Annotated in this window: 23 protein-coding genes; 7 read left to right on the forward strand and 16 right to left on the reverse strand. The window is 63.0% G+C overall.

The genetic code is table 11. From position 1 onward, the window contains the following. Nucleotides 1-101: 101 nt before the first annotated feature. Nucleotides 102-1,160 (reverse strand): phosphotransferase family protein, encoded by a 1,059-nt coding sequence (locus LRP30_RS24485; RefSeq protein WP_128933119.1) that lies wholly within the window; start codon nt 1,158-1,160, stop codon nt 102-104. Nucleotides 1,161-1,318: 158 nt separating this feature from the next. Further along, nucleotides 1,319-2,554 (reverse strand): acyl-CoA dehydrogenase family protein, encoded by a 1,236-nt coding sequence (locus LRP30_RS24490; protein WP_128933118.1) that lies wholly within the window; start codon nt 2,552-2,554, stop codon nt 1,319-1,321. A 216-nt stretch (nt 2,555-2,770) separates the two neighbouring features. On the opposite strand from LRP30_RS24490, the gene LRP30_RS24495 reads away from it, so the two are divergent. Beyond that, on the forward strand, nt 2,771-3,433 hold the full coding sequence (locus LRP30_RS24495) for a TetR/AcrR family transcriptional regulator (RefSeq protein WP_128933117.1): 663 nt from the start codon (nt 2,771-2,773) through the stop codon (nt 3,431-3,433). A gap of 345 nt (nt 3,434-3,778) precedes the next feature. Here LRP30_RS24495 and LRP30_RS24500 read toward each other — a convergent pair whose 3' ends face one another. The 6 genes from LRP30_RS24500 to LRP30_RS24525 all read right to left on the reverse strand — a co-directional run bounded on the left by LRP30_RS24500 (nt 3,779) and on the right by LRP30_RS24525 (nt 9,745). Next, nucleotides 3,779-4,171: a RidA family protein gene (locus LRP30_RS24500; RefSeq protein ID WP_128933116.1), complete on the reverse strand. Its 393-nt coding sequence runs from the start codon at nt 4,169-4,171 to the stop codon at nt 3,779-3,781. 93 nt (nt 4,172-4,264) lie between these two features. Beyond that, nucleotides 4,265-4,480 carry a hypothetical protein gene (locus LRP30_RS24505; RefSeq protein ID WP_128933115.1) on the reverse strand — a complete coding sequence of 72 codons (216 nt, stop codon included), beginning with the start codon at nt 4,478-4,480 and terminating at the stop codon, nt 4,265-4,267. Between the two features lie 173 nt (nt 4,481-4,653). Beyond that, the gene (locus LRP30_RS24510) at nt 4,654-5,883 is read right to left on the reverse strand and encodes a CaiB/BaiF CoA-transferase family protein (protein ID WP_128933114.1); all 1,230 of its coding nucleotides are present in this window, start codon (nt 5,881-5,883) and stop codon (nt 4,654-4,656) included. A gap of 175 nt (nt 5,884-6,058) precedes the next feature. Further along, the gene (locus LRP30_RS24515) at nt 6,059-7,264 is read right to left on the reverse strand and encodes an MFS transporter (protein WP_128933113.1); all 1,206 of its coding nucleotides are present in this window, start codon (nt 7,262-7,264) and stop codon (nt 6,059-6,061) included. 133 nt (nt 7,265-7,397) lie between these two features. Then, nucleotides 7,398-8,225 (reverse strand): 3-keto-5-aminohexanoate cleavage protein, encoded by an 828-nt coding sequence (locus LRP30_RS24520; RefSeq protein WP_128933112.1) that lies wholly within the window; start codon nt 8,223-8,225, stop codon nt 7,398-7,400. A gap of 122 nt (nt 8,226-8,347) precedes the next feature. Then, nucleotides 8,348-9,745 (reverse strand): MFS transporter, encoded by a 1,398-nt coding sequence (locus tag LRP30_RS24525; RefSeq protein WP_128933111.1) that lies wholly within the window; start codon nt 9,743-9,745, stop codon nt 8,348-8,350. 194 nt (nt 9,746-9,939) lie between these two features. On the opposite strand from LRP30_RS24525, the gene LRP30_RS24530 reads away from it, so the two are divergent. Further along, nucleotides 9,940-10,086, forward strand: coding sequence for a hypothetical protein (locus tag LRP30_RS24530; RefSeq protein WP_164940604.1), 147 nt, complete (start codon nt 9,940-9,942; stop codon nt 10,084-10,086). A gap of 24 nt (nt 10,087-10,110) precedes the next feature. Here the strand turns inward: LRP30_RS24530 and LRP30_RS24535 are convergent, their stop codons facing one another. The 7 genes from LRP30_RS24535 to LRP30_RS24565 all read right to left on the reverse strand — a co-directional run bounded on the left by LRP30_RS24535 (nt 10,111) and on the right by LRP30_RS24565 (nt 15,266). Next, a complete protein-coding gene (locus LRP30_RS24535) occupies nt 10,111-10,281 on the reverse strand; it encodes a hypothetical protein (RefSeq protein WP_164934807.1) in 171 nt (56 codons plus the stop codon). Between the two features lie 40 nt (nt 10,282-10,321). Continuing rightward, entirely contained in the window at nt 10,322-10,525 is a 204-nt protein-coding gene (locus tag LRP30_RS24540; RefSeq protein WP_091889217.1) for a hypothetical protein, read from the reverse strand. Nucleotides 10,526-10,582: 57 nt separating this feature from the next. After that, nucleotides 10,583-11,920, reverse strand: a complete 1,338-nt coding sequence (locus LRP30_RS24545) for a sorbosone dehydrogenase family protein (RefSeq protein WP_249756541.1) — start codon at nt 11,918-11,920, stop codon at nt 10,583-10,585. Then, nucleotides 11,917-12,369 (reverse strand): DUF2231 domain-containing protein, encoded by a 453-nt coding sequence (locus LRP30_RS24550; protein ID WP_128933109.1) that lies wholly within the window; start codon nt 12,367-12,369, stop codon nt 11,917-11,919. The genes LRP30_RS24545 and LRP30_RS24550 overlap by 4 nt, the downstream gene beginning before the upstream one ends. Nucleotides 12,370-12,541: 172 nt before the next feature. Further along, complete coding sequence (locus LRP30_RS24555) at nt 12,542-13,381, reverse strand: bifunctional allantoicase/(S)-ureidoglycine aminohydrolase (protein ID WP_128937340.1); 840 nt, start codon at nt 13,379-13,381, stop codon at nt 12,542-12,544. Between the two features lie 27 nt (nt 13,382-13,408). Further along, entirely contained in the window at nt 13,409-13,909 is a 501-nt protein-coding gene (locus LRP30_RS24560; protein ID WP_128933108.1) for an ureidoglycolate lyase, read from the reverse strand. Between the two features lie 22 nt (nt 13,910-13,931). Further along, nucleotides 13,932-15,266 (reverse strand): C4-dicarboxylate transporter DctA, encoded by a 1,335-nt coding sequence (locus tag LRP30_RS24565; RefSeq protein WP_249756542.1) that lies wholly within the window; start codon nt 15,264-15,266, stop codon nt 13,932-13,934. A 205-nt stretch (nt 15,267-15,471) separates the two neighbouring features. Here LRP30_RS24565 and LRP30_RS24570 point away from each other — a divergent pair, with 205 nt between their 5' ends. The 3 genes from LRP30_RS24570 to LRP30_RS24580 all read left to right on the forward strand — a co-directional run bounded on the left by LRP30_RS24570 (nt 15,472) and on the right by LRP30_RS24580 (nt 17,392). Beyond that, a complete protein-coding gene (locus tag LRP30_RS24570; RefSeq protein WP_128933106.1) occupies nt 15,472-16,362 on the forward strand; it encodes a LysR substrate-binding domain-containing protein in 891 nt (296 codons plus the stop codon). A gap of 440 nt (nt 16,363-16,802) precedes the next feature. Next, a complete protein-coding gene (locus tag LRP30_RS24575; RefSeq protein WP_128957299.1) occupies nt 16,803-17,138 on the forward strand; it encodes a hypothetical protein in 336 nt (111 codons plus the stop codon). Then, the gene (locus LRP30_RS24580) at nt 17,135-17,392 is read left to right on the forward strand and encodes a hypothetical protein (protein WP_128933104.1); all 258 of its coding nucleotides are present in this window, start codon (nt 17,135-17,137) and stop codon (nt 17,390-17,392) included. The genes LRP30_RS24575 and LRP30_RS24580 overlap by 4 nt, the downstream gene beginning before the upstream one ends. A 521-nt stretch (nt 17,393-17,913) precedes the next feature. Here the strand turns inward: LRP30_RS24580 and LRP30_RS24585 are convergent. After that, complete coding sequence (locus LRP30_RS24585; protein WP_164940605.1) at nt 17,914-18,090, reverse strand: hypothetical protein; 177 nt, start codon at nt 18,088-18,090, stop codon at nt 17,914-17,916. Nucleotides 18,091-18,358: 268 nt separating this feature from the next. Between LRP30_RS24585 and LRP30_RS24590 the strand changes: the two genes are divergently transcribed. Beyond that, complete coding sequence (locus tag LRP30_RS24590) at nt 18,359-18,943, forward strand: RNA ligase family protein (protein ID WP_249756543.1); 585 nt, start codon at nt 18,359-18,361, stop codon at nt 18,941-18,943. Beyond that, nucleotides 18,940-19,065, forward strand: coding sequence for a hypothetical protein (locus LRP30_RS45000; RefSeq protein WP_256477619.1), 126 nt, complete (start codon nt 18,940-18,942; stop codon nt 19,063-19,065). The genes LRP30_RS24590 and LRP30_RS45000 overlap by 4 nt, the downstream gene beginning before the upstream one ends. Nucleotides 19,066-19,370: the final 305 nt, after the last annotated feature.

A 19,370-nucleotide genomic window follows, 5' to 3' on the forward strand; every position in this document is an offset into this window, starting at 1 on the left:
ATACTGGATTGCCCGCTTTCGGGGGCAATGACACCGAGTTTGTGGGGGGCAGCGAACCACAAATGAAAAAGGCGCGGCCACCGGCCGCGCCTTCGCTTTTCCTAAACCGCGCCCGCCTTCTGCGCGTATTCCCACGATGCCTTCGACAGCGGCACGGTGCGCTTGGCGGATTCGAGCGCTTTTGCATTCGCGGCGGTGCCGTCGCGGATGCGTCCCGCGATACCCTGCGTGATGCCGGCGAGGCGGAACAGATTGTAGGAGAAGTACCAGTTGAGGTCCGGCACGTTCATCTTGGTGACGCTGCAGTAGATCTGCGCGGCCTCTTCCAGGCTCGGGATGTTGAGCGCCTTGAGATCGACGCCGTGCAAGCCCGGCATGATCCACTGCATCAACAGATAGGTGAAGTCGGCCATGGGATCGCCGAGCGTCGACAGCTCCCAGTCGAGCACCGCTTGCACACGCGGTTCCGTCGCATGGAAAATCATGTTGTCGAGGCGATAGTCGCCGTGGACGATGGAGACGCGCGCCTGCTCCGGCACGGTCTTGGGCAGCCATTCGGCGACCTTCTCGAACTCCGGAATGTGCTGGGTCTCGGAGGCGCGGTACTGCTTGGTCCAGCGGTCGATCTGGCGCGCAAAGTAGTTGCCGGGCTTGCCGAAGTCGCCAAGGCCGATCGCAACGGGATCGAACATGTGGAGTTGCGCCAGCGTCTCGATCTTGCTGGTGAAGATCTTTCGCCGCGCATCGACATCCTGGCTCGGCAGCGTCGGATCCCAGAACACCCGGCCCTCCTCCATCGACATGATGTAGAAGGCAGCGCCAATGACGCTATCGTCCTGACACAGCGCGTAGGCGCGCGCGACCGGAAAGCCCTGCTTTCCAAGGGCTGCAATCACGCGGTATTCGCGATCGACGGCGTGCGCCGAAGGCAGCAGTTTGCCGAACGGCTTTCGGCGCATCACATAGGAACGGTTCGGCGTGTCGAGCCGATAGGTCGGGTTGGACTGGCCGCCCTTGAACTGGAGGACGACCAGCGGCCCCTCATAGCCTTCGACGTTGTCGCGCATCCAGGCCTCGAGCCGCAGCTCGTCGAAGCGATGCCGCTCCTCGACCGGCTTGGTGCCCGAAAACTCCTCGTCTTTCCTGACGCCGTCAGCCACGATGACGCTCCCTCTTCAGTCCTGACCTTTTCAGGTCGAGCATGATCCTAATCGGTAACCACTGACGCACTTGCGTCAAGCGGTCATCCGACACGGATCATGCCCTGTCGTGTCTTCAAGTCGGAAGCGCCGTCCGGCTCTCCCTCTCGATGACTTGTTTAGTGACTTGGAGAGTTTGCATACTTCCGAAGTTCAAGTCTGGCAATGGCGCGGTTGTGCACCTCGTCCGGACCGTCGGCGAGCCGCAGCGTGCGGATGTGGGCGTAGTCCTTGGCAAGGCCGGCTTCATCCGAGACGCCGCCGCCGCCAAAGGCCTGGATCGCCTCGTCGATGATCTTCAGCGCCATGTTGGGCGCCGCGACCTTGATCATGGCGATCTCGGCCTGCGCGGTCTTGTTGCCGACCTTGTCCATCATGTCGGCCGCCTTGAGGCACAAAAGACGCGTCATCTCGATGTTGGTGCGGGCTTCGCCAATGCGCTGTTCCCACACCGAATGCTCGACGATCTTCTTGCCGAAGGCGGTGCGCGAGGCGAGCCGCTTCACCATCTTCTCCAGCGCCTCCTCGGCCTTGCCGATGGTGCGCATGCAGTGATGAATGCGTCCCGGACCGAGACGGCCCTGCGCGATCTCGAAACCTCGGCCTTCCCCGAGCAGGATGTTCTCCTTCGGCACCCGCACGTTCTCGAGCAGCACCTGGGCGTGCCCGTGCGGCGCGTCGTCGAAGCCGAACACGGGCAGCATCTTCTCGACCTTGATGCCGGGGGTGTCGAGCGGAACCAGGATCTGCGACTGCTGCTGGTGCTTGGCCGCCTTGAAATCGGTCTTGCCCATCAGGATCGCGATCTTGCAGCGGGGATCGCCGACGCCGGACGACCACCATTTGCGACCGTTGATGACGTAGTGGTCACCGTCTTTCTCGATGCGGGTCTCGATGTTGGTGGCGTCGGACGAGGCCACCGCCGGTTCCGTCATCAGGAAGGCGGAACGGATCTCGCCGTCCATCAGTGGGCGCAGCCATTTGCGCTTCTGCTCCTTGGAGCCGTAACGGATGAACACTTCCATGTTGCCGGTGTCGGGCGCCGAGCAGTTGAACACCTCCGAGGCCCAGGTGATACGGCCCATCTCTTCCGACAGCAGCGCGTATTCGAGATTGGTCAGTCCCGCGCCGCGGAATTCGTCATCCTCGTGCTCGGACGGCGGCAGGAACATGTTCCAGAGGCCTTCGGCCTTGGCCTTTTTCTTGAGGTCTTCCAGGACCGGAATCACCTTCCAGCGGTCGCCGCTCTTGTCCTGCTGGTCGTAGACCGGCACCGCCGGGCGCACGTGCTTGGCCATGAAGGACTGCACGCGGTCGAGCCATTCCTTCTGCTTGGGGGACAGATCGAAATCCATGGGACGCTCCTCGTCTTGCTCTTTGAACAATCTCTTGCGCCGGACTGTCCCGCCGCCGCGTGCGACCCGCAAGCGCGAATGCGCGTGACTTTGCGGCCACTTCGGAACGAGATCGCGAGTTGCGAACGAGTCCCGATTGCGGATTGACATTTCCGGCCTTCAAACGATAGTTTCATACAACTGTTTGAATTGCAACTCCCCTCATCCAGGGCACTCATGGCCAGTGATCATACGAGGTCTGCCATTCTCGCCGCCGCCGAACGGCTCTACGCCGATCGAGGCTTCGGCGACGTGACGCTCCGCGACATCGTCGCGGAGGCCAATGTCAATCTCGCCGCGGTGAACTATCATTTCGGCTCGAAGGATGAATTGATCGCGGAACTGTTCGTCACGCGCTCGATCGCGACCAATCGCGAGCGCCTGCGCGAACTGAAGGCGGCGGAGGAGCAAGGCGGCGGGCGCGCGCCGATCGAGGTGATTTTGCGCGCGCTCGTCGGCCCGACCTTGCGCGGCTGCCTCGGCCCCGAGAACCAGCGCTCCACCGCGGCGCGCTTCATGATCCGCGCCTCGATCGAATCCGTGCCGCCGATCCGCCGCATCAAGAACCGCGAGATCGACCATTTGCGCAAATTCGCCGGCGCGATGCGGAGATCCCTGCCCGAGCGCAGCGACGTCGAGATCTATTGGGGCCTGAACTTCGCGCTCGCCATGGCGCACCACACCATCCGCGAGAGCGAGCGGCTGACGAAGCTGTCGGAAGGCAAATGCGATCTCGACGACGTCGAGGACGTGGTCGCCCGCGTCGTCAGCGTCGCGACGATGGCCCTGACGGCGGGAAAGGCCGAGACGAAGGTGTCGTCAAAGGTGGCGGCGCGTTAGTCGAAAAGGTAGCCACACCGACGCTGCGCTCCCTCGCCCCGTTTGCGGTAGCGCTATCGCATATGCATTTCGCGGGGACCACCCGCGAGTTTGCTCCGCCTCTCCCGCTTGCGGGAGAGGCCGACGCGTCCCGGGCGATGCGAAGCATCGTCCCGAGCGCGGCGGGTGAGGGCTCTCACCGCACTGGGATCGCCTCCGCAATTCTCGACAATCCCGACGCGGAGGCACCCCCACCCCAGCCCTCCCCCGCAAGCGGGAGAGGGAGCCCACTGCCGATGCCGAAGCATTATTCACGCCATATGCGATAGCCCTACCGCTTGCGGGGAGAAGCGAAAGGATCGCCACTCACATCATCGCGATGCAGTCGATCTCGACGTCGAAGGGACCGAACCATTCCGGCGTGCAGACGAAGATCCGCGCCGGCGGATCGAGCGGGAAGTAGCGCGCATAGACGGTGTTGAAGGCGGCGAAATGCTTCGTCGAGGTGCAGTAGACATTGCACTTCATGACGTTGTCGAGCGAGGCGCCGGCCGTCTGAAGGCACAGCTTCATCTGCTCCATGACGAGCTCGCTCTGCCGCTCGATCGAAACGGAGGCGATCTCGCCCGACACCGGATCGAACGGCGGCAGGCCGGCGACGAAGATCATGTTGCCGGCGCGCGTCAGTGGCGAGGTCGGCGCCTTCCAGCGGTCGAGAAACGTCGAGATCGGTTCGACGCGGAGCGCTTCGCGTTTCATCGGAGGCCACCTTCGGTTCGAGCGAGACGGCGCCGTGCTACACCATATTGCAGCCGGCATGATTCGCTTTCGATCGAAGTGTGGCGGCGGACTCTAGATCCGCTGCGGCATCTCCTCGGCCTCTTCCTTGGCGAGCAGCAGCAGCATCTCGATGCCCATCTCGCCTTCCTGCGGTGAACGGATGAACTTGATCTCATCGGAACTTTGCCGCAGCGCGGCAATGATGGCGACGGCCTGATTTGCGGTCGCCGCCTCGGTCGCCAGAATTCCCTTCTGGTTCTTGGCCTGGAACCCGATCGTGTAGGACATTCGCTTCCCTCCCGCTCAAGTGGAGAGATCGGATCAGAATCGGGCGCGCAGCGAAAGCCTGTGCGACTACGGACCGGGATTATCTGGGGATTGCGGGCAAGCTTCAGGCAAGCCCGAGCATCGCACGGGCCTCATCCGCGGTCGCGACCGCCGCCCCTCGGAGGGTAAGCGCGCTAAATGATGCCCTGCTGCTTCAGCGTCTCGATCTTGCCGGCATCATAGCCGAGCTTGCGGGTGAGCACCTCCTGGGTGTGCTCGCCCAGAAGCGGCGGCGCGCGGTAGTCCTTGATCGGGGTCTCGGACAAAGTGAGCGCGTTGCGGACCAGCGACAGATCGGGCTCGAAGGGATGGTTGACCTTCACCCGCATGCCGCGCGACTGGACGTGCGGATCGGAAAACACCTGCTCGAAATTGTTGATCGGCCCTGAGGGCACGCCGGCTTCCTCGAGCTTTTCCAGCCAGTAGGCCACCGGCTTCTTCAGGAACAGGCCGGCGAAGATCGCCATGATCTCCTTGCCGTGCACGACGCGGTCGTTGTTCTTGATGAAGCGCTTGTCGCTGGCGAGCTCGGGCTCGCCGAGCACGGCGCAGGTGCGCTGGAACTGGCCGTCATTGCCGACCACCAGCATCAGCTCGCCGTCGGTACAGCGGAACACGCCGGCCGGCATGCCGCCATTGCCCCAGGTGCCGCGGCGCGGCGGTGTCTTGCCGTTGACGAGGTAGATCTGGAGCCAGTGCGACAATGACGCGATCACAGTATCGAACAGGCAGACGTCGATGTGCTGTCCCGCCCCGCCATTGGCGTCGCGATGGTAGAGCGCCGAGAGAATCCCAATCGATGAGTTCATGCCGGTCATGTAGTCGACAATCGAGGGACCGACCTTCATCGGGCCCTCGCCAGGCTCGCCGTCGATATGGCCGGTGACGCTCATCAGGCCGCCCATCGCCTGCAGGATCGCGTCATAGCCGGCGCGCGGCGCGTATGGGCCGGTCTGGCCAAAGCCGGTCACCGAACAATAGATGACGCCGGGATTGATCGCCTTGATCGATTCATAGTCGAGGCCGTAGCGCTTGAGATCGCCGACCTTGTAGTTCTCCATGAAAACGTCGACGTCCTTGGCGAGCTCCCGGATGATCGCCTGCCCCTCCGGCTTGGCGATGTTGACCGTGACCGACTTCTTGTTGCGGTTGGCGCAGAGGTAGAACGAGTTGTTGTTGTTCGCCTTGCCTTCGGGATCGGCGAGGTAAGGTGGGCCGAAGGCGCGCGCGTCGTCGCCGGTGCCCGGCCGCTCGATCTTGATGACCTCCGCGCCCAGGTCCCCCAGCATCTGGGCCGACAGGGGTCCTGCGAGCACGCGGGTGAGGTCAAGGATCTTGATGCCTGAAAGCGGCAAGGCCGACATGACGATTTCCTCCGGGGAACTGGAATCTTGGCGCGGCGGCTCGAAGCCCTGGCCGCGCACCTTGCCGATACACTATTTTCGGGCGTCGAGCACTGCACTGGCGGCATACGGCCATCCCCTGCCCGGCGACAGCATCGGCTCTGGACGTCGAATTCCGCGCGGTGAATATTTTTTCTTAGGTCAGGGCTGCAGCGACAGTTCGCGGCCGGCGGCGGCCGAGCAGGACCAGGATCAGCACGGTCGCGCAGGAGCAGACGAAGGTGAGACCGAGGGCGCTGCGGCTGCCGAACTCCGTGAGCAAGCCGACGAGAAGCGGCGGCGAGATTGCGGATGCAAGATTGAGCGGCAGCGCGATCATCGACATGGCCTTGGCGAACTCAGCCTGGTCGTAGAACACCAGCGGGATGGTCGCCCGCGCCACCGCCATTGCGCCGCTGCCGGCGCCATAGAGCAGGATGAAGACCGCGACTGCCCAGGTCGTGGCCTCGCTCATCATCAGCAGCAGCATCGCCACCGGCAGGGCCGTGCCTGCGACGAGGCCGGTCGTGATGCCGTCCCATCGCCCGCCCCCGAGGAAATCCAGCCCGCGCGCGCTGACCTGGATCACACCGAGCATCGAGCCGAAGGCAATGGCCTGGGCCGGCGCCAGGCCCTCCGCCCGGAGCAGCTCGATGAGAATGGCGGAAAGGCCGAAATTGACGAAGGCATTGAGGGTGATCGCGGCCACGACGAGACGAAACGTGCTCCGCGCAATTGGCGGCGCATCCTCAGGCTTGGCCGGCGCACCGCCATCGCCTTCGGCGCCTCTCCGGCGCGGAGCCGCGAACGCATAGAGGGGAAGCGAAACGAGGATCAACGTGGCGGCATAGACGAGGCATGTTCCACGCCAGCCGAGGTGGCCGCTCAGGAACGATGTGGCCGGCCAGAAGATGCTGTTGGACAAGCCCGTCACCAGCATGAGCGCGCCGATCGCGCTCTTGGCTTGCCGCCCGGCAACCTCGTTCAGCATGATATAGGCGCCGGTCGACAACGTGGCGCTGCCGGCGATGCCGAGCACGATCCAGGCCGCGAAATAGAGCATCGGCTCGCGCGCGAGGGACAGCAGCACGAAGCCCGGCACAGTGACGACCGTGCCGATCATCATGACCGTCCGCGCGCCATGCCGCGCAAACGACTTGGCGAGCCAGGGGGCGCACAGTCCCATCGCGACATAGAGAACGGACGTCCCCGCGAATACCGCCGGCAGGCTCATGCCGAGGTCCGCCGCAAGGTCGCGCCCGATGATGGCGGGAAGCCCGATCGTGCCCCATCCGACCAGCTGCGTGATCGCGAGCACCAGCAGGACCCCAATGAGCCTGCTGTCAGATTTCAAGAACCGCATTCCAAATATCGCCTGCCCGGCAGGCGCCGATCACGCCTGTGCCCCCGTCATACCCGGAGACTCGGCGCACGGAAACGCCGGCCGCCGAATGGCAGGAGGCAGCCGGGAGCATGTCGACCGGTGGACGGTCGCCCTACCCTGCGATCCCGAGCAAGGATCGCGCCTCAGTCGCGGTCGCGACGCGCCGGCCGTGCCGTGCGACAGCCTCAGCCGCGATGGCCACCAGCTCTGCGTTGCTGGCGGCCAGGCGCGCCTTGTCGATCCTGATATTGTCCTCGAGCCCGGTGCGAACCGCGTCGGCGCCCCGCGCGAGCGCCCAGCCCATGACCTCGGCTTGATGGCGCCCGATTCCGGCTGCAGTCCAGGTTGCTTTCGGGATCAGCCGCCTGAGCTCTCCCAACAGGATGTCGAGGACATGTTCGTCCGCCGGCATTGCGTTCTTGACGCCCATGACGAACTGCACGTGCGGACGCTGGTCGATCAGGCCCGCCTCGATCAGGCGGCGGGCGCCATGCAGATGCGACAAATCGAAGATCTCGATTTCCGGCCGGATGCCATTCGCCTTCATGCTGGTGGCGAGCGTTTCGACCAGCGCGGCGCTATTCTCGTAAACTATCGTCGGAAAGTTCACTGATCCGGTGGAGAGCGAGGCCATGTCGGGCTTGAGATAAAGCGCTGAGCCGCGCGCCGAGGGATCGCGGCCCCGCCCGCCGGTCGAGAACTGGACGACCATCCCCGGACAATGCTTCCTGATCCCCTCCTGCACCAGGGCAAAACGCTCGGGGTCGGAGGACGGCGTCTCGTCATCGTTTCGAACATGAATATGCGCAAGCGTGGCGCCGGCCTCGAAGGCTTGTTGCGTCGATTCGATCTGCTCGGACGGCAGGATGGGGACCGCCGGATTGTCCTTCTTGCGCGGAACGGAGCCGGTGATCGCGACAGCAACGACAGCGGGGTTCATCCAACAACCTCATGATTCCAGCGCTCGCGCGCACAAAGTTCGAGTAGTTAGTCACGCTATGCGTGAAGCCCTGCCGCTGCAACCTTCGTCAATCGCAGCGGCAGGGCCTTGTTCTGTCCGGATCAGGTCGGAATCGCGGTGGCACCGCCCGCTGCCGCCGCACGCCGCCGCTCATAATCGGCCCGCGCCATCGGAACGGCCTGGGGATTACCGAGATCGTCGATGCTGACCCGATAGGTTTCGCGCGCCGTGACGGCCGCCAGTGCCGCGATGACAGTGATGCCGAAGGCGATCGCCCCCACCGTCAAGGGAATGTTGGTCGAGCCGGGAGGAGCCACGGTCGCAAACAGAGCAGGAAGCAATGCCGTGATGGTCGTGCCGATGTTCTGCGAGATCGCCATCGCCGACACACGGGTACGCGTCGGAAACAGCTCCGGGTAAAAGCTCGGGAAGATCGCGTTGTAGCCCTGATAGACCACGCCCCACATCAGGAGCGACAGGAGGATCGCGAGCGGCACGTTCCTGATGCTGATGGCATAGAGATAGCCGAAGGCGAGCAGGCCGGAGAGCAGCGCGCCCACGATGATCGGGGGCTTGCGGCCGACCTTGTCGGAGAGATGGCCGACGAAGGGAATGATGAACACGGCCAGCATGTTTCCGAGCACCGGAATCCACAGATAGACGTCCTTGGCAAAGCCGATGCCATAGGCCGGCTGGACCGCGTAGGCCGCCCCAAAGATGGTCGCAACGACCGGAATGACGTTCATGAGCGCCATGCAGATGACCCGCAGCATGTCGGGCCAGCTCAGCTTGATGGCCTGGACGATCGGAGCCCGTGGCGTTTCTCCCCGCTCGTCCTCTCGGGCAAAAGCAGGCGTTTCGTCGACTTCGCGGCGAATGATGTAGCCGGCGACGATGACGAAGAAGCTGAGCAGGAACGGAATCCGCCAGCCCCAGCTGTTGAAGGCGTCGGTCGGCATATAGGCCGCCAGCGGCAGGAAGACGGCTGCCGCGAGAATTTGTCCGGCCTGCACGCCCTGGAGCGCGAAGCTTGCATAAAAGCCGCGCCGACCGAACGGCGCGTGCTCCAGGATCATCGAGCTCGCGCCGGAGATTTCACCGGCCACCGCAAATCCCTGCACAAGTCGCAGGATGACGAGCAGGATCGGCGCCATGATGCCGGCCTGTTGATACGTCGGCAGGATACCTACCGCCATCGTCGAGAGGCCCATCAGGAACATGCAAAGGATGAGAACGGTCTTGCGGCCATGCGTGTCGCCCCAATGTCCGAGGACGAAGGCACCGATGGGCCGCGCCACGTATCCGACGCCATAGGTCGCAAGCGATGCGACGATTGCGACTGTGGGATTGTCCGACGGGAAGAAGATCTGCGGGAAGATCAGCGAGGCGGCTGTCGCGTAGATGAAGAAGTCATAATATTCGAGAGCCGACCCGATCCAGCCGCTTGCGGCAGCCTTCCTGGACTGAGTCATGTCATGGATCGCGCGCGTCGTGACCATCTCAAAATCCTCCCAATCTGGTTTGCTGACGGCCCGTTGGCGGGCTTCGTTGAAAATTGGGCAGCAATCTCCGGGCGCTCTGCGGAGTTTCGCGAGCGCTTGTCACTGCCGGTCGGTGTCTGATTGGGGGCGACAATAGGCTTTCGCCGGGCTAACACAATTACCCAGTTATGCGATAAACCTAACATGATGTTATGCGGGGCGAACGCCCGGGCGGCGGCTATGCGCGCGGACTGGCGGCCGGCACTCCCGATGGCATCGAAGCCGCCCGTCTCGATTTCAACGCCTGTGCCGAGGTTGCGGTTGGGATTGCCGCGCGGCGCGAGCGGTTGATCGTCTGATCATGAGCCGCCGCAGATCCCGCGTCACGCGGTGTGGCCTGGCTCGATGTGCTTCGGCGTCTTCTTGTCGCGCTGCGGGGTCATCCTGGCCGGGTCAGGCGCGCCGGGCACGCCGCGCGGGCCCAGCTGGTCGCGCTGGATGTCGTCTTCGGACAGCGGCGGCTCGACGCCGTTCTGTTCACGAGGCTTGGTCATTCGGCTTCCTTCTCTCGAAAGCTATCCGCGTCGCGGCGCTCTAGACGCCGAGTGCAGTCTCGCCGGCTTCGCGGCCAGGGACGCTGACATGGACTTCATGTCCCTCGCGAAGGGCCAGGGATGCCGCAGCAACCGCCGATTCGAATGCGGCTTCCTTGGTGGCGTATCTGCTCTTGACGTCGCCGTCGTGCAGCACGCCCCATTCGTCCTGCACCGGCACGATGGCATATTGAGCAAGGCCCATGGTCCAACTCCTGGCTTGGCGTTCAGAGACCGTCTGCCCGATAACGCGCCGGCGCGCTTAACGTTGCGTCAGCTGCGGACGCACCGCCGTCACCCGCCATACCGTGTTGCCACTGTCGTCGGCCACCAGCAGCGCGCCGGTCTTGTCGATGGCGACGCCGACGGGACGTCCGCGCGCCTGATTGTCGCTGTTGAGGAAGCCGGTCACGACGTCCTGCGCCGGCCCGCTCGGCTTGCCGTCCGCAAACGGCACGAACACGACCTTGTGGCCGTTCAGCACCTGCCGGTTCCAGCTGCCGTGCTCACCGACGAAGGCGCCATTGCGATAAGCGGCCGGCAGGCTCGTGCCGCTGGAGAAAGCCATCCCGAGTGGGGCGACATGCGAGCTCAGCGCGTAGTCCGGAACGATCGCCTTGGCGACGAGGTCCGGCTGCTCCGGCTTGACGCGGGGATCGACGTGCTGGCCCCAATAGCTGTAAGGCCAGCCGTAGAAGCCGCCGTCCTTCACCGACGTCATGTAGTCGGGCACGAGATCGGGACCGATCTCGTCGCGCTCGTTCACCACCGTCCACAGCGCACCGGTCTGCGGCTCGAAGCTGAGGCCGTTCGGATTGCGCAGGCCGCTTGCGAAGACGCGCCAGCGGCCGCTGGCACGATCGACCTCGAGGATGGCAGCACGATTGTGCTCGGCCTCCATGCCGTTCTCGGTGATGTTGCTGTTTGAGCCGACGCCGGCATAGAGCTTTGAGCCGTCGGGGCTCGCGACCAGGCTCTTGGTCCAATGATGATTGATCGGCCCGCCTGGCAGCGGCGTCAGCACCGTGCCGGGCGCGGTGATCTTGGTATCGCCCTCGGTGTAGGGATATTTCACGATCGCATCGGTGTTGGCGACATAGAGATCGTTGCCGACCAGCGCGACGCCGAACGGCGAGTTGAGATGGTCGAGGAAGACACTTTGCGTGTCAGGCACGCCGTCGCCGTTGCTGTCACGCAGCAGCGTGATGCGGTTACCCGGCCCGGTGTCGCCGCCGCCCGATGTCGCCCAGGACTCGATATATCCCATGACGATTTCCTTGGGCCGCTTGATCGCGGCCCCCTTCGGCGCCTTGGATTCCACCACCAGCACGTCGCCGTTGGGCAGCACGTAGAGGAAACGCGGATGCTGCAAGCCGGTCGCAAACGCCTTGGCCTGCAAGCCCTGCGCAACGGCCGGCGTCTCATCCTTCTTCCAGCCGACGATGCGGGCGATATGGACCGGCGGCAGCAGATATTGCTGGATCTCCGGCAGCGTCGGATTGGCACCGATTTGCGCCTTCGGATCGCCGCTGCCGTCATTGCAGCCGGCCAGACACAGCAACGAAGAGCACAACAGCGCGCGGGCAATCGAGAACTTCATCGCGCAACTCCCACACCGTGGCGATAGACCATGGCCCAGCCGAGCCAGCCGGTGACAGGCAGGATCAGCACGGTCAGCGCCGAAAGCACGAGCCCGGTTGGCCACACCGAGGTCCAGGCATCGCGCATGTGAATCATCGTGTTGAAGATCGCAAGGACCAGCGCCACCGCGTTGCCGATCAGATGCGGCCAGGCCGGCGCTTGCGTCCGCACCAGCCGGTTGCCGAGGAAATCGGTCAGGCCTACGATGGCCGCGAGCACGCCGAAGATGATGCCGACGAGCAGCAGCCAGGCGGAAAAATCCGCCCACATGATCTCGGCGCTCGCGACATAGGCGATGTCAGTGAACAGCGCCCCGATGAAGCACACGATCGGGATCGGCACCAGCATCGGATGAATCGGATGCCCCGCGATCTGCGCCGTGGAACGGACGCGCATGTCGTCTTGCACGGTCGGCCTCGTGACTTTCGCCCTGCCCGACCGGCCAACTCATGCTTGCCGTGATGGTTCCTGGACGGATCGATCGTGCGGGCGCGCCTGCATGTCGGCAGCCGCCGCCGCGTGGAAGGCGGCGATCCGGGCCGGATCGTCGAGCGCTACCCGAAGCCGACGCTACGCGAGGTCAGATCAGCGGAGCTCCCTGCCGCAGATTCATGTGCCGGTTGACGTCCTTGTAGAGCAGATAGCGAAACCGACCGGGACCTCCTGCGTAGCAGGCCTGCGGGCAGAAGGCGCGCAGCCACATATAGTCTCCGGCCTCGACCTCGACCCAGTCCCGATTAAGACGATACACGGCCTTGCCCTCGAGGACATATAATCCGTGCTCCATGACGTGCGTCTCTGCAAAGGGGATCGTCGCACCCGGCTCGAACGTGACGATATTGATGTGCATGTCATGCCGCATGTCGGCCGGATCGATGAAGCGCGTGGTTGCCCACCTTCCCTCGGTGCCCGGCATCGCGACCGGTTCAACCGAGTCTGCATGTGTCACAATCGCCTCGGGCTCGGCCAATCCTGGCACGCGCTGATACAGCTTGCGGATCCAATGAAGCTGCGCCGGGCTCTGCCCCCGGTTGCGAATGCTCCAGGCGCAGCCGGGTGGCAGATAGGCGAAGCCGCCGGGCCTGAGCTCACGCTCCCTGTCCGCCAATGTGAGGACCAACTGGCCGCCCAAGACGAACAACGCGCCCTCGGCATCCTTGTCCGGCTCGGGAACTTCACTTCCTCCACCCGGCGCGAGCTCCATGAGATAGTGGGAGAACGTCTCGGCGAATCCGGACAGCGGTCGCGCCAGGACCCAGACGCGCGTGTCGTCCCAGTGCGGCAGGTGGCTGACGACGATATCGCGCTGCACGCCGTTGGGAATGACGGCGTAGGCATTCGTAAAGACCGCCCGGCCACTCAGAAGATCCGTCTGGGGCGGAAGGCCCCCTTGCGGGATGTGATAGGTTTGCGATGACATCATCAAGCCTCGTGGACGTTACCGGGGTCAGCTTGCGGCTGTCCTGAGATCGAGTTGCATCGTCTCGTCCAGCCAATATTCTTCGAGATTGTCACCACCACCCTTTCGATCGACGACGAGGAACGAGCTTGCGTCCTTGAGGACCAGAAGCGGGTGATGCCAGCAGTTTCGGGCATAGTTCACGCCTTGGTTGCCCTTGGCGGCTAACGCCCGATAGCTCGATCGCGTGTGCGGGTCCGTGCAGACGACGACCAGCCAGTCCCCTCCATTCAAGGGCATGAACAGCTGGCTTCCAAGTGGATGGCGCTCCATCAGGCGAATGGCGATCGGCGCGGGCCGCGCAGAGGCGACAAACCAGCTGATGTTGATTTGTCCGCCTTCGGCGCCGACATCGATAGTGGCGAGTTCGTTGTAGCGCTCGGCATAGCCCTGGTTGATCGACAGGGGCGTCAACCCTTCCGTTTCGACGACCTCTCCGAACGGAGCGAACGCCTGTCTCGTCAACGGCTCAATCGAGAGTATCGCCATCGTCAACCGAATGCCTCTGCGCTCAAAGCGTCTGCAGACCCGCGACGGGAGCGTTCGCGCCGGCCGGATCGATCTGCACGTCCTCGCTGGAAGGAACGACCTCACCATCGAGGATGCGATGCGCCTTCGCGCGATCGAGGTCCCCCTCCCACGAGGCGACGACGACCGTGGCAACGCAGTTTCCGACATAATTGCCGAGCGCGCGGGCGATGCCGATGAACCAGTCCACCGACAGGATCAGCACCAGTCCGATCGCCGGGATGGCCGGAATGGCAGCCAGCGTCGCCGCGAGAACGACAATGGCCGAGCCCGGGACGCCATGAGCTCCCTTGGAAGTGAGCAGCGCGACGCCGAGGATCGCCAGGAGGTCGCCCGTGGCGAGCGGTGTGTTCGTCGCCTGGGCAATGAAGACCGCCGCCAAGGTCAGGTAGATCGAGAAGGCATCCAGATTGAATGAGTACCCCGTCGGGATGACCAAACCGACCGTCGACCGCTTGATCCCGAGCTGTTCGAGCTTGCGCATGGTCTGCGGAAGCACGCTGTCGCCTGCGGCCGTGCCGAGAACGATCATCAGCTCTTCACGCAGATAGACGAGCAGCTTGAACAGGCTGAAGCCCGAGAGCCGCATGATCGCGCCGAGCACGAGGACCACGAAGAAGAACACTGCCAGATAGAACAGGGCAACCAGTCCCCCGAGCTGCTTGAGCGAACCGATGCCATACTTGCCGACAGTGAAGGCGATCGCGCCGAAGACGCCGAGCGGGGCGAGCCGGACGACGAAGTTCATCATCTTGAAGATGATCTCATTCACCCGCTCGACGAAATCGACGACTGGCCTCGCGCGCTCGCCGCACAACGACATGGCACAGCCAAACATGATCGACACGATCAGGACCTGCAGAACATCGCCGGAGCTGAAGGCACCGACAATGGTCGACGGGATGAGCTTCATCAGGAATTCGGAGACGCCCCCGCCGGCGACCTGAGCCGCGGTCTGGCTGAATCCGCTGAGCGCCTTGGCGTCCAGCGTCCTCGGATCGATGTTCATTCCGGCGCCGGGCTGGAAATAATAAGCAAGCGCAATGCCAAACATCAGGGCGATGGTGGTGACGATCTCGAAATAGAGCAGCGAGCGAATACCGACCCTTCCTACCTTTGAAAGGTCGCCGGCCGCTGATATTCCCTGCACCGCCACGCAGAACACGATGACGGGCACCAGCATCTTGATGAGCTTGATGAAGCCGTCGCCCAGGGGCTTCATCTGCAGCGCGGTGTCCGGATAGGCCATGCCGAGAGCGATACCGGCCGCGAGTGCAACGACCACCTGGAAGAAGAGTGACTTGAAAATCTTGGGCATGGCTTTCCTCGCTCGCTGGGCTTCCATTTGTCTGGCTTGGTCGGCCTTTAGCCTTCGCCACTCTTATCGTTGGCGGCGACGCGAAGTCGCCGCGGACGGAGCCATTCGGTCGCGGCAGCACGCGCGAGGTCTCCGCCGGTCATTCGTTGACCAGCCTCGCTGCCAAGTCCAATATATAGAACGACACGATTGATAGGGTTTCGCTATGGATCTGCGCCAGCTCCGATACTTCATCGCGGTTGCCGAAGAGCGCAGCTTCACCCTCGCCGCCCGACGGCTGAACCTCTCGCAGCCGCCGCTCAGCCAACATATCCAGGCACTCGAGGCCGAACTCGGGACCCAGCTCCTCTACAGGACCAGCCGCAGGGTTGAGTTGACGCAGGCCGGCGAAGCCATGCTGGTGCGTGGGCGCGCGATCCTGCAGCAAGTCAAAGCCACCGAAGACGAGGTCCGGTCGATAGGCGCCGGCTTGGTCGGAACGCTGGATGTCGGCGCGACCGGCTCGATCTTGCGCGGGCGTCTCGCCGAGCTGCTCGCGGCCTACCGGAAGGTCGCTCCGCAGGTCAAGATGACCGTGCATGAGCAGGCGCCGGCGCTGCAGATCGCCGCGCTCCTTGGCCGTACCACCAACATCTGTCTCATTCGCGGCATTCCCGCGGAGCGCGACCTGACCAGCAAGCTGGCGTGGCGCGAAGAGGTCGTCCTCGCCGTGCCCCGCACCCATCGGCTGGCGCACCGCAAGCGCATCGCCCTCGGTGATCTCGCCTCCGAGGATCACGTCGTCCTGGATCCGGGCAGCTCGGATTTCGCCCGCTACGTGCAGAAGTGCTGTGTCGACGCCGGCTTCCTCCCAAAGGTTTCCCAGCAAGTCGTCGACGCCCAGTCGATCCCAAGTCTGATTGCCGCAGGTTTTGGTGTGGCACTCGTGCCGCAGTCGATTGCGCGGTTCACAACCACCGACATCGTATTTCGCCCGATCAGGCCCTCGCCCCCCACGGCCGATGTGTTTCTGGTGTTCAGGGAGGACGAGACGTCGATGGTGGTGCACAATTTCATCAGGCTCGCGCTTCGCTACCTCAACCACCGAAGAGCCTGAGCCAGGTCCACGTCATCGAACATGCCGGCAGCGGCGGGGCCTGTTCAGACCATTGCGATAATTTTCTTTGACCACGTATGGCCGTCATGCCGAAGGCACAGGGGCAAATGCCGCTGGTCGTCGGCGAAGGGCGACGTGCCGGAATGAAACGCCTAAGCTGTTGAGAACATTGGAGCGGGTGAAGGGAATCGAACCCTCGTATTCAGCTTGGAAGGCTGAATCCCTGCCCTCTCCAGCGCGATGACCCGGCGTTAATAAGTTATTGATATTGCTGTTTATACTGCAACAATAGCGTTTGGGAACGCTCCAAGAACGCGGGGGTTATTTTTATGGCTGTTTTGTATGAACGTTGTACAAGGTTGGCCCTCCCGACGCCCCCGCCGAAGTTCTTGCGCAAGTCGCTCCGGTTGACGGAAGACCATCTCTACGACGCTGTCGCCATGAGCGAAGACGAGCGGCTGGCTCGCACCGTCGTTGAGCTGGGAGACGACAAGTCTAAAGGACTGACGATCCGCATCACGCCACACAAGCCGATCTGGTACATCCGCAGAAAGGAGAAGACGCTTCGCCTCAGGGATGTTCGCGAGCTCTCGCTGGAGGACGCCCGATACGTTGCGGAACAGATCGCGCTCGGCGCCAAGCGCAATCGGGACCTGAACGATCTGCTGCACGTTCTCCTCGAGTACATCCCTCTTCCCAGCGACGGCAGCGCCTTCCGAGATCGCGATGTCGAGGCCAAGCTGGACCACGTGCTGGCTTGCCGGGACGGCGCATGAAACACGTCGAGGCACGCCCCTACGCCGACCCGGAAGCCGCCGGCCGTAAGCTGGTCGAGCTCGCCGCCAGCATCGAACCCGTCCAAGACGGCCGCATTCATATCGAGAAGATCAACGCGCCGTTCCTGTACACTTTTAAGGCCACCGGCGAGGAGTTTGGCGCCGACATCAGGTATGCCGTCGAACGCGGCTGGCTCGAGCTGCACGAGAGCGGCACCTGTGTCCGTTTCTTGACGATAGAGGCCGCCAACTGAGGCGGCCTCCGCGTATTCTTGTGCCTAACGCTTGAGCTTACCGGGCGCGTAGCCCGCTGCTCGGCGCTACCGGAGCCGTTCAAGCGCATCTGGTGGCAGGGAGAATAACCCGATGCGCCATGGTACCCGGAAACGGGACCATTGCTCTGAAACGAATGACCCGGCGAGAAGCTGGAGGCACCCCCACCAAATCCTCCTCCTGGGCCGCGCGCATGAGCCGCCGATATAACAGCCACCAATGCAGCCACGATTACGAACACGCGTTTAATTGCCCCCCTTTTCTCCTTTGATCCGCCATTCGACGATTCGACGGCTGTCCCAGATCGGGGAAAGTAGAAATGGGCTGACGTGTTCAAAATAGGTAGCCGCAATGGCATCAACATGAAAGAGGCAGTTTGCGATCTCTTGAGCGGTCAGTGAGAAGAAACGATCGCCGCCAAACTGAATGCCAGCACGCAAGCAGCTGCCAATGACCAGAGGGCAATCGCAATCTGCTTAGGCATCGCGATCTCCGGTTCGCTCTAGGTTTCGACGCTCCTGGCTCGGCTTTCCACCTGACGCGGCAGCAATTGCTGCAGGCGTTTTTCGAGCATGCTCTTTCTCTTGATAGGGGTGCGCGCCGGCGTCGCGTCGACGTCTTTCCGCAACGCCCGCAACTCTTCAGCGGATAGGAGCTGCAATTCGTGCTTTTGCTCCATGGTCGCCTCTACGACCGTCCACGCCACCTCAGGCAAAACTAACATGCGCGTTAATGGTTCCAGCGGAGGAACCTTGTAACGCGTGAGGCAGGTTTTTTGAGTCACATGAAGGAACATTCAGAAAGGAACTGATTTCTCCCTGTGGAGTCTCCTCCTCAGGATAGCGCGCGAAGGCCTCAGCTTTCCTCCCTCAGCGCTGGGGCCTTTTCGTCGGGCGGCTATCGGATTCGCTTTTTCCGGCGTCTGCGTCTATTTCATCTTCCTGCGTATGGCATACGAGCTCTGCTTGGCGATCGCCAGCAAGCAGGTCCCAAACGGGCCGGACTGGATTCATGAGGTGAAGCACGACGGCTACCGGATGCTAGTCATCCGGGAGAACGAACGCGTGCGTCTGTTTTCCCGAAACGGCAGCGACTGGACCAACCGCTATCCCTGGATTGTCGAAGCTGCTTTGAAGAACCGGCAGAAGCAATTCGTCATCGACGGCGAGGCCGTGATCCTGGGTGTTGACGGCATCTCCGATTTCAACGCGCTTCATTCCCGCAGGCACGATCACGAAGTCCAGCTTTACGCCTTCGATATTCTCGCGATGGGCGGCGACGATTTGCGCGCTCTGCCTCTACACCTCCGGAAGACAAACCTAGAGAGGCTATTGGCGCGGCGGCCGGACGCGATCACGGTGGCACCATTCGAGCGCGGCGAGATCGGCCCTGACCTCTTTCGGGCGGCCTGCCGGATGGGCCTAGAGGGCCTGGTCTCCAAACATCGCGATCGGCCTTACCGCGGCGGGCGGCAAAAATTCTGGATCAAGGTCAAGAACCGTAGTCGCCCCGCGATGGAGCGCGAACTGTGACGGTTTGGATTTACGATCAAGGTAAGGATCTGAAGGTCTTTGCCACCGAGGAAATCGCTCAGGCTTGGCTCGATGAAAACGATCCGGAAGGCGTCGCCTTCGAGTACGATGTGCTGGAATGAGGGCGTCGGATAGTGGCCCGCCGCAGTCATCCCGCTATGGATCGCGTGACGGACGCGTTGTCGTGAGAAGGCCGGTATGCCCCGCGGTTCCGGGACTGCACAGATTAGCAAGCCTGGCTTGGGCTCTATCTATTCTGCGAACAGCTTCTGCCTGCCGCACGCTGAAGGCGGTTAAGGTGAGATCACGCCGCGCGGCCTGCACCTCGTGCAACGCACGATCGATTGCCCCATTAGCATTGTGACCAGCCACTGAATTAGTTGCTCCAGATGATGATCGTCCAAGGTCGGCTGTCCCTTGGTAGGTG

Source organism: Bradyrhizobium sp. C-145 (assembly GCF_023375135.1).
In the GTDB taxonomy this organism is placed as follows: Bacteria; Pseudomonadota; Alphaproteobacteria; order Rhizobiales; family Xanthobacteraceae; genus Bradyrhizobium; species Bradyrhizobium zhanjiangense.

Excerpts from the sequence above, each read along its gene's own strand:
- LRP30_RS24500 (WP_128933116.1), bottom strand. The coding sequence starts at position 4,171 with ATGAAACGCGAAGCGCTCCGCGTCGAACCGATCTCGACGTTTCTCGAC.
- LRP30_RS24575 (WP_128957299.1), top strand. The coding sequence starts at position 16,803 with ATGAGCGAAGACGAGCGGCTGGCTCGCACCGTCGTTGAGCTGGGAGAC.
- LRP30_RS24555 (WP_128937340.1), bottom strand. The coding sequence starts at position 13,381 with ATGTCATCGCAAACCTATCACATCCCGCAAGGGGGCCTTCCGCCCCAG.
- LRP30_RS24535 (WP_164934807.1), bottom strand. The coding sequence starts at position 10,281 with ATGACCAAGCCTCGTGAACAGAACGGCGTCGAGCCGCCGCTGTCCGAA.
- LRP30_RS24515 (WP_128933113.1), bottom strand. The coding sequence starts at position 7,264 with ATGCGGTTCTTGAAATCTGACAGCAGGCTCATTGGGGTCCTGCTGGTG.
- LRP30_RS24565 (WP_249756542.1), bottom strand. The coding sequence starts at position 15,266 with ATGCCCAAGATTTTCAAGTCACTCTTCTTCCAGGTGGTCGTTGCACTC.
- LRP30_RS24520 (WP_128933112.1), bottom strand. The coding sequence starts at position 8,225 with ATGAACCCCGCTGTCGTTGCTGTCGCGATCACCGGCTCCGTTCCGCGC.
- LRP30_RS24510 (WP_128933114.1), bottom strand. The coding sequence starts at position 5,883 with ATGTCGGCCTTGCCGCTTTCAGGCATCAAGATCCTTGACCTCACCCGC.
- LRP30_RS24490 (WP_128933118.1), bottom strand. The coding sequence starts at position 2,554 with ATGGATTTCGATCTGTCCCCCAAGCAGAAGGAATGGCTCGACCGCGTG.
- LRP30_RS24505 (WP_128933115.1), bottom strand. The coding sequence starts at position 4,480 with ATGTCCTACACGATCGGGTTCCAGGCCAAGAACCAGAAGGGAATTCTG.
- LRP30_RS24525 (WP_128933111.1), bottom strand. The coding sequence starts at position 9,745 with ATGGTCACGACGCGCGCGATCCATGACATGACTCAGTCCAGGAAGGCT.
- LRP30_RS24570 (WP_128933106.1), top strand. The coding sequence starts at position 15,472 with ATGGATCTGCGCCAGCTCCGATACTTCATCGCGGTTGCCGAAGAGCGC.
- LRP30_RS24590 (WP_249756543.1), top strand. The coding sequence starts at position 18,359 with ATGGCATACGAGCTCTGCTTGGCGATCGCCAGCAAGCAGGTCCCAAAC.
- LRP30_RS24585 (WP_164940605.1), bottom strand. The coding sequence starts at position 18,090 with ATGGAGCAAAAGCACGAATTGCAGCTCCTATCCGCTGAAGAGTTGCGG.
- LRP30_RS24495 (WP_128933117.1), top strand. The coding sequence starts at position 2,771 with ATGGCCAGTGATCATACGAGGTCTGCCATTCTCGCCGCCGCCGAACGG.
- LRP30_RS24530 (WP_164940604.1), top strand. The coding sequence starts at position 9,940 with ATGCGGGGCGAACGCCCGGGCGGCGGCTATGCGCGCGGACTGGCGGCC.
- LRP30_RS24540 (WP_091889217.1), bottom strand. The coding sequence starts at position 10,525 with ATGGGCCTTGCTCAATATGCCATCGTGCCGGTGCAGGACGAATGGGGC.
- LRP30_RS24560 (WP_128933108.1), bottom strand. The coding sequence starts at position 13,909 with ATGGCGATACTCTCGATTGAGCCGTTGACGAGACAGGCGTTCGCTCCG.
- LRP30_RS24545 (WP_249756541.1), bottom strand. The coding sequence starts at position 11,920 with ATGAAGTTCTCGATTGCCCGCGCGCTGTTGTGCTCTTCGTTGCTGTGT.
- LRP30_RS24580 (WP_128933104.1), top strand. The coding sequence starts at position 17,135 with ATGAAACACGTCGAGGCACGCCCCTACGCCGACCCGGAAGCCGCCGGC.